The 6,259-nt window shown below is 71.9% G+C and carries 6 protein-coding genes; 2 read left to right on the top strand and 4 right to left on the bottom strand.

What is annotated here, in order from left to right:
* From ACREEF_RS11830 to ACREEF_RS11815, 4 genes are all read right to left on the bottom strand, one after another.
* Window positions 1–3,311: baseplate multidomain protein megatron (locus ACREEF_RS11830; RefSeq protein WP_431565779.1), on the bottom strand; the 3,311-nt coding region annotated here is incomplete at its 3' end.
* A gap of 3 nt (window positions 3,312–3,314) precedes the next feature.
* Entirely contained in the window at window positions 3,315–3,758 is a 444-nt protein-coding gene (locus tag ACREEF_RS11825; RefSeq protein ID WP_431565778.1) for an NlpC/P60 family protein, read from the bottom strand.
* Window positions 3,755–4,408: a baseplate hub protein gene (locus ACREEF_RS11820; RefSeq protein WP_431565777.1), complete on the bottom strand. Its 654-nt coding sequence runs from the start codon at window positions 4,406–4,408 to the stop codon at window positions 3,755–3,757. Before ACREEF_RS11820 ends, ACREEF_RS11825 begins: the two co-directional genes overlap by 4 nt.
* A 2-nt stretch (window positions 4,409–4,410) precedes the next feature.
* Window positions 4,411–5,022, bottom strand: a complete 612-nt coding sequence (locus ACREEF_RS11815; protein WP_431565776.1) for a phage distal tail protein, Rcc01695 family — start codon at window positions 5,020–5,022, stop codon at window positions 4,411–4,413.
* An 84-nt stretch (window positions 5,023–5,106) separates the two neighbouring features.
* On the opposite strand from ACREEF_RS11815, the gene ACREEF_RS11810 reads away from it, so the two are divergent.
* Together ACREEF_RS11810 and ACREEF_RS11805 are read left to right on the top strand one after the other, a co-directional pair.
* Window positions 5,107–5,727, top strand: a complete 621-nt coding sequence (locus ACREEF_RS11810) for a DUF805 domain-containing protein (protein ID WP_431565775.1) — start codon at window positions 5,107–5,109, stop codon at window positions 5,725–5,727.
* A 123-nt stretch (window positions 5,728–5,850) separates the two neighbouring features.
* Complete coding sequence (locus tag ACREEF_RS11805; RefSeq protein ID WP_431565774.1) at window positions 5,851–6,225, top strand: hypothetical protein; 375 nt, start codon at window positions 5,851–5,853, stop codon at window positions 6,223–6,225.
* Window positions 6,226–6,259: the final 34 nt, after the last annotated feature.

Genomic DNA, 6,259 nt, shown 5'->3' with positions numbered 1-6,259 from the left:
GCGCCGACCGGCCCGGCCCGCCAGACCCGCGGCAGTCCCCGCTCGCCCGCCGCGACCTCGGCCCGCGCCATGTCGCGTTCCAGAAACACCACGACCGCCCCGACCACAGCCCCCGCCGCCGTCGCCTCTTCGCTCCCCTGCTGCCCGCGCAACAGGCCGCTCAGACGCCAGACCTCGCCGCCGACCAGTTCCGCGCGCCGATACTGCACCACCTCCCACCCCGCCGCCGTCTCCAACGCCAGAGCATTGCCGCCACCCAGAACCCCGGCGGCCGTCAGACTCTCCGGCGCCCGCCCCTCGACGCGCACCGTGATCGCATTCGCCTCGTCCCAGCGCCCGACCACGCCGCGCCCGACCGCCTCGGTCAGCACCCCGACCGTCGTCGGCCTCTCCACCGTCGCGCGCGACGTCAGGGCGTCGACGCTCGCCCCGCCATGCACCGCCATCGGCGCCCAGGGCTCGGCCGCCACCGCCGCCACCGGCCGCCCGTCGCCCTCAGCCCCCGGCAGAGGCGGCAGGTCCAGCAACCGCAGAAAGGGCGCCCCGACCACCGCCGGCCCATCGCCGGGCCGCCAGTCCATCGGCGCCTCGTCCGCCCGCACGACCACCACCGGCTCCAGCACCGCCGACGGCTGCTCGTTCACATCCAGCCGCGTCACGCGCCAGTCGCCCGCCCGCCCCTCGACCTTCACCACCTCGCCCGGCTCCAGCCTCAGCGCCTCCAGCGGCCCCAACTTCACCGTCAACCGATCCGTCTCGCCCCCGGTCGTCGCCAGCGTCCGCCGCGCCAGCGCCCCGGCCACGCCCGCCCCGCACACCGCCGGCAACTCCAGATCCACGCCCCCGCCGTCGCCGCCCCCGCGCACCACCACCGACCCGGTCTGATAGTCCGCCGCCTCGTCGATGAACCGCACCCGCGCCGCGCCCGGCCTCGGCTCCAGCGACCGATCCGCCACGACGCTCGCCCCCTCGTCCGGCAAGGCCAGCGCCTCCGCCGTCAGCGTCAGCCCCGCCGCCGCCTCGCCCAGTACCGCAATCCGCCCGCCGCGCTCCGCCGCCGTCGCCCCCAGGGCCTCCAGCAGCGATTCCAGCGCGTCGCGCGTCCGCATCGGCCGGTCGACGACATAGCCGGCGATCTCGCCGTCCAGCGCCCCGATCTCGAACGCCTCGTCCGCCAGCCCCCCGCGCTTCAGCAGCGCCGCGACCAGATCCGCCGCCTCGCCGCCCATCCGCCCGTTCAGCCAGTGCCCGGCTCGCCACGCCCCGGCGTCCGCCCAGACCTCGCCTCGCGCCGGAAAGGCCGGAAACGGCCGCGCGTCCCAGCACCAGGCGTCGCCCCCCTCGACCATCCGCCCGCCATAGACCGCCGACACCGGATTGTTCTCAATCGCCTCGAAATGAGCCAGCACCGCCTCCAGCGCCCGCCGCTGCATCCGGTCGTCGCGCGCGCCCGTCGAGAACGGCGGCAGGGCGTTCTCCGAACTCTTGGAGTCCTGAAACAGGTTCGGCGCATTGCCGCCCCGGTCCACCGCCGCACAGCCGAACTCGGTCAGCCGGATCGGCTTCATCCCGGGAACCCAGGCCGTCGGCACCGCGCTGCGCACACCTGCGACCCGCTCGTGGTGCGGGTGCGACCACCAGCCCTTCAGGTCCTTGGCCCGATACAGCCAGTCCTCGCCGTGCGCCCCGTCGCTGATCGGCGTGCGCACCTGCGCCGCCCGATCCGCCGCGCTCGCATAATACCAGCCGTAGTTCTCGCCGCCCGCCACCTGCATGGCCAGATAGGCCGGGTCCGCCGCCCCCTCATAGGCTCCCGCATCCAGCCCGCCGTCGCCCGCGCGCGAGTCGCCCAGCGGCGGATACCAGTCGATCCCGACGTAATCGATATTCGGATCAGCCCACAGCGCATCCAGATGGAACCGAACCTCGCCGTCCTTCCGCCAGCCGAAATACTCCGACCAGTCGGCGGCGTAGCTCAGCTTCACCCCCGCCCCGACAATGGCCCGGCACTCCGCCGCCAGCGCCCGGAACTGGGCCACCGCCGGAAAACCCCCGCCCGCATCCCGCGTCCCCGTCAGCCCCCGCATCTCCGACCCGATCAGCAGACCGTCCGCGCCCTCCTCGGCCGCCATCCGCGCATAGTGCAGCGCCAGCCGCCTCAGGCCCCAGCCGTCCGCCGTGCCGAACATGGCCGCGACCTCGCCCGCCGCCCCCGCACCGTCCGTCCCCGCCACGCGCCCGCGCCCGCGCCACGGATAGCCGGCCGCGTCCATGAAGACGAAGGGATACAGCGTCACCTCCAGCCCTCGCGCCTTCAGGCTGCGGATCGCCTGACGCACGCTCTCGTCCGACGGCGTCCCGCCATAGGCCGGTCCCCCATCGACCTGCGACACCAGATGCGCCTCATGCCGCTCCAGTCCCGCCACGCTCCAGGTCTGCGGCTTGGTCATCTTGTCGCGCCGGTCCACGCCAGGCCGCACCCGACAATGCCCCGCCCGCACATCGTCGCCGAACCAGCCGACGATCAGGCTGACCCGCTTCAGGTTCGGCGTCTGGACCATCAGCTGATCCAGCGACACCTCGAGATCCGCCCGCCCCTCGGCGTTGTTGACGTTCTCCGGCGTGCTGCGCGTCAGCCCCTCGCGCCGCATCACCGCTTCGGTGGCCAGACAGAATTCCCCCGCGCCAGGGATCAGACACACCCCCTCCAGCCGATCCTCCAGCCGCCGCTCGACGCCCATCGGCCGGCGGAACACCTCGAACGCCAGCTGTGGCGGTCGATTGCCGAACGGCCCCAGCGGCAGGTCCTCGAACACCACATAGGCCGTGCCGCGAAACGCCGACGCCGCCCCTTCCACCGCCTCGATCAGCGGGTCCGGCGTCTGCGTCTGCGTCCCGCGATGCACCCGCATCGTCACTCCGGTCAGGTCCAGCGGCTGGCCGTCGGCCCAGACCCGCCCCACCCCGTCGATGACCCCCTCGCCCAGGCCGACAGCAAAGCTCAGCGAATACTCGTATTCGACCGTCTTCTGCCCGCCCTTGCCGCCCGACCGCTTGTGCTTGGTCTCCAGAAAGCGCGCGGCCCAGATCACCTGACCCGTCACCCGCGCCCGCCCGAACACACAGGCCATCGGCGCCCCGTCCGCCGACGACTGCAGGCTCAGCCCCTCCAGCCGCGGCCCCTTCTGGCGCGCCGGCGACAGGCTGGCGATCACCCGGTTGTCGATGGCCCGGCCGATGGTCGAGCCGATGAACTGCCCGATCGGCCCGCCGACCTGCTGGCCCACATTGCTCAGTACGACCTGCGCCAAATCTCACTCCCCCGTCTTCACCGGCCAGCGGAAGGCCGCGACCAGTCTTCGCCGCCACCACGGCCCCATCCAGCTCTCGACCACCGCCCGCCCCCAATAGGCGTGGATCATCCTCCACTCCGGCCCGTCATCCGCCGACAGGATGGCGCAATGCTTGACCGGACAGCCCGCGCTCATCCGAAACAGCAGCACGTCCCCCGCCCGCGCCATCGCCAGCGGCACCTCGACCAGCCGCCGCCGCGCCGCCCGCAACAAGGTCTCCTCGCCCCCGACCTCGGCCCAGTCGGCGCGATAGGGCGGCGGCGCCTCCGGCTCCTCACCCACCACCTCGCGCCACACCCCGCGCACCAGGCCCAGACAGTCCGCCCCCTCGCCCTTCACGCTCGCCTGATGCCGATAGGGCGTCCCCAGCCAGCCGCGCGCGGCGGCCACCACGTCCCGCCTCATCGCCGGCTCCCGCCGTCGTTGCGCCCGCTGCCCGCCGGTCGCGCCATCAGGAAGTCGTCGCCCGGAATGTCCGGAAAGCCCTGGAAGTTGACGCCGTTGCCGAACATACCCGCACAGGTCGCCCACCGCTTGTCGCAGCCTCGCCCCGCGACCGCCGCCGCGCTCAACCGACAGCGCCCGTCGCCCAGAACGGCATCGCAGGTCCGGCCATAGGTCCGCCCCACCACCCGCTCCAACGCCGCCATCGGCCCGTCGAGGTCCGCAACAAAGGCCCCGTTCTCACGCCGAATCCGCGCCAGCGTCCCCGCCCACAGCCGCACCGCCAGCTCCGGTCGCGCCCAGTCCCCCCGCCACAGCTCGACCCGCGTCCCGTCGTAGAGGCCCGCCGCGATGTCCGCTTCTGTGATGGCCTCATCGTCCAGCACGCCCGAGGCCGACAGCCCGCCGGCCGTCAGCCCCGCCTCGACCTCGCCCGCCCCCGCCGTCCAGCCGCTGCCCGCCCGACAGACCACGCCTTCAAGCGTCAGATCCCGGTCATGATCGGTGAAGCCCATCGCCTCGCCGTCCGCCCGCCTCAGCACCCAGGCATGGCACAGCGTCGCCGCCCCGCTCTCGATGCGGGCGGCCAGTTCCTCCGATATGTCGCGCATGGCTAGACCCGCACCTCGATCAGCGGCATGGCCACCATCCGCCCGGCGCCGAAACTCTCCAGCGTCACCTCGATCCGGTCGGCGTCGAACCGCACCGGCGTGTCGAAGACGAACCCCGCCGTCACAACAGCCCCCGAGACCGGCGCCGCCGCCAGCGTCACCGCCCCCGTCGCGTGATCGACCGCGAACCCCGTCGTCTCGACGCCCCCGACCGCCACCCGCACCGAGCCCTCGACCGGCTTGTTGATGCGCCGCTCATGGTCGCCGTAAGCCTTGCACAGGCCAAAGCTGCGCCGCGTCCCGTCGCCCGCCCCGATCCTCTGATCGGTCGCCGCCACCGCCCCTCCGGGCGTACAGCTCTTGAAGTCGGCGAAGTCGCGAAACCGGAAGCCGTACAGCCGCCCGCGCCGCGCCTCGAAGAAGGCCGTCAGCGCCGCCATGTCGTCCAGCGACCGCAGCCCCGCCCCGATCAGATAGCGCCGACGCCCCTCGGCCCAGGGCGTCGAGCGCCGCTCAAACCCGGACCCCAGGGTCGTGATCTCCGTCCGCCGCTCGACCCCGCCGGTCGATCCGAACGCCAGCCGCGCCGGCAGGCGCACCTCGTGAAAGGCCATCAAAGACTCCCGTTATCTTGATTTTCCGCGACGGCCCGTTCAGGGACCGAGGGCGGTCCGTCCGACCGCGATCGGGGGGCGTCCATGCGCGGTGAAATTCTCAGCTACGACATCGTCAGCGGCGAGGGCCTGATCAGCGGCGACGACCTGACGCGCTATCGCTTTTCGCGCACCGACGTGGGCGGGGCTCAGGAGCCGGTCCCCGGTCTGCGCGTCGACTTCGTGCCGCTCGACGGCCGAGCCTGCCAGATCATCCCTCTGCAGATACAGGAGCGCGGCCTGCCGGCCTCGTCCTTCGCGCCGGCCGAGGCGCCGCTCGGTATGTGGGCCTATTTCGTCCGGTGCATCCGCCAAAAGTACATCGACGGCGAAGGCCGCGCCCGGCGCCTGGAATACTGGTCCTTCATCCTGTTCGCCTGGCTGACCATGATGGCGGCCTTCCTGCCCTTCTTCTTCGCCGTGGGCCTCGCCGCCGACAGCGAGCTCACCGTCCTGACCTTGCTGCCGCCGGTGCTCTGGGCGCTGTTCCTCATCATCCCCGGTATCTGCCTGGCCGTGCGCCGCCTGCACGACGTCGGCCTCAGCGGCTGGCTCTATCTGGTGACCTTCATCCCCTACGTCGGCGGGATCTTCATGCTGGTCGTCGCCTGCATCCCGTCGCAGCCGCATCCGAACGCCTACGGCCCGGCGCCGAAACGCCTCTGACCCGAATTGAGATTCGTTCTTGAAAACCTGACTTAAGGTGACGCTTCGGCTTGTCTGCAAACCAACGCTCGGTCATGCTCGCCATTACCGGCCCGGGGGCCGTTCAGATCAGGAGACTTCCGAGTGCGCGGTGAAATTCTCAGCTACGACGACGTGTCAGGCACGGGTCTGATCAGCGGCGACGACAGCATCCGTTACGGCTTCGGCCGTTCGGCCATCCAGGCGGGGGGCGTGATCGCGACCGGCGCCCGCGTCGACTTCGTGCCGGAAGGCCTTGAGGCGACCCAGATCATGGTCCTGGCCGGCTCGCCGGCCGCCGCCTTCGGCCAGGCCGCTCATTCTTCCTACGTCGCCCGCGACACCGGCGGCGGCTATGACATCAAGAGCGCCATGCTCTCCTTCAACGGCCGCCTGCGTCGCCAGCACTTCTGGATCAGCTGGCTGATCCTGTTCGGCGCCAGCCTCGTCACCGGCCTGATCCCATCATCGGCAACCTGATCGGCCTGGCCCTGATCTGGCCGAACGTCGCCAT

The sequence above is a fragment of the Brevundimonas sp. genome (assembly GCF_050729455.1).
Lineage (GTDB): Bacteria > Pseudomonadota > Alphaproteobacteria > Caulobacterales > Caulobacteraceae > Brevundimonas.
The sequence above is the reverse complement of the archived record's forward strand: the minus strand, read 5'-3'. Positions and strand labels throughout refer to the sequence as shown.

Bases quoted from the DNA above. Each gene is read 5' to 3' on its own strand.
- ACREEF_RS11825 (WP_431565778.1), bottom strand. From the start codon at position 3,758: ATGAGGCGGGACGTGGTGGCCGCCGCGCGCGGCTGGCTGGGGACGCCC.
- ACREEF_RS11820 (WP_431565777.1), bottom strand. From the start codon at position 4,408: ATGCGCGACATATCGGAGGAACTGGCCGCCCGCATCGAGAGCGGGGCG.
- ACREEF_RS11815 (WP_431565776.1), bottom strand. From the start codon at position 5,022: ATGGCCTTTCACGAGGTGCGCCTGCCGGCGCGGCTGGCGTTCGGATCG.
- ACREEF_RS11810 (WP_431565775.1), top strand. From the start codon at position 5,107: ATGCGCGGTGAAATTCTCAGCTACGACATCGTCAGCGGCGAGGGCCTG.